The organism is Ornithinicoccus halotolerans (genome assembly GCF_009602535.1).
GTDB lineage: Bacteria > Actinomycetota > Actinomycetes > Actinomycetales > Dermatophilaceae > Ornithinicoccus > Ornithinicoccus halotolerans.
In genome coordinates this window covers 1-1,465 of record NZ_WIQI01000207.1, presented here as the reverse complement: position 1 = coordinate 1,465, position 1,465 = coordinate 1, and the positions used below count along the sequence as shown (strand labels likewise).

Annotated in this window: 1 protein-coding gene; it reads right to left on the bottom strand. The window is 68.9% G+C overall.

The features are described from left to right. On the bottom strand, positions 1-1,310 hold a 1,310-nt coding region (locus GFJ45_RS16055), incomplete at its 3' end, for a SpoIID/LytB domain-containing protein (protein ID WP_228387218.1). Positions 1,311-1,465 lie beyond the last annotated feature (155 nt).

The window sequence follows — 1,465 nt, the reverse complement described above, 5'->3', positions numbered from 1 at the left end:
TCACCGGAGAACATCATCAGATCCCCGTTCGACCGCCGCATCAACACATCCCCGTACCCATCACCGTCATACCCCACCTCAGGGTCAGGAGTACCGAACCGGAAGCGGAAGTAGTGGCTGTACAGCCCGTGGGAGAACCGGAAGGATGGCCCGCTCACCGGAACGGACTTGTAGGCCCCAGCTGCGGTAGTGCCCTCCACGAGCATGTCCTGCACCCGGCCACCCCACTCACCGTGGCCGTCGCGGGAGAGAACCTGGACCCGCTCTACCTGGGCCAGGCCGTGGACGTTCGCGAGGCGCCTCGCGGTGAGGACCGTGGACCAGGTGTGTCGACTGTTGTCCACGTGGTCATAGGAGTCGGAGCGTGACACGAGGTAGGCCTGGCCACCTGGGGCGGACTGGCCGCCATTGGAGGAGGAGAACATCGTCAGCGCGAGCTTGCCGCTGTAGGTGAGCACCTGGCGCGCCGTCGCCGCGACGGCCCGGTCGGTCCGGGGGTCTTCCGTCCCGGTCCCTGAGTAGACCTGGCACCGGGTGCTGTCGCAGGTGTCCCACAGCTCCCCCGGGCTCAGGTCACGCTTGGCATAGGTCCGGGCTGCGACCGCCTGCGCCCGAAGGGCATCGGGGTCAAAGTATGGGGGGGACTCCGAGGGTACGACCGAGCGAAGGTAGCTCTCCAGGGCCACCCGGTTGACCGCGACGAGCTTCGTACTGCCCGAGGAGGGACGCACCGCCAGGATCCGTCCCCGGTAGCCGGCGACCTCTCCCGACGTGAGCACCAGCCGGACGACCTGGTCGTCAGTAACGAACTGGGCAGGGCAGGGAAAGGACTGCTGACCCGGACGCAGGGCGTGTGTCTGCCACGAGCCGTTGGCCCATTTCTGCAGCATGCAGCCTGCGGCCGCCCCCCGCACCCGCCATCGGGACGGGGCGGTGGGCAGCTCGACGCGCGCACCGTCGGCCACCACGGTGAGGCCTGGCGAAGCCGCCACTTCCACGGCCCCGTCGCTGTCCCGAGTGATCTCCACCCGGATAGGTCCTGACGTCTGCGAGACGCGAGACGCCCCGGGGTAGTAGAACGACAGGATTTGCGGATAGGTGTGGCCTGCCTTTCCCCGGCCGTGGGCGCCGTACTGCGACATCCCGATGCCGTGGCCGTAACCCCGGCCATCGAGGGTGAAAGTGCCGTCCGGGGCCGGGTACACCACCTCGGCGCCGGACCGAGGAGCCGGCAGACCGGCCGTCGCCACCGGGACTGGCGACGCGGCGGGAACGGCCGCCGCCAGCATGGCTGCGGTCAGCGTCCCCACTAGCCAGCAACGCGTCCTGGTCAGGAGCGCGACAGTACGGGCAGTCATGGTGACCTTCTCTCTGACACCCTCGCTCCCTAGCGGACGCCGATGAGGTCGGGATAGTTCCATCCGGAGGTGGTGACCACCTGGCGCCGGGCCAGGCCGTCTCCGGC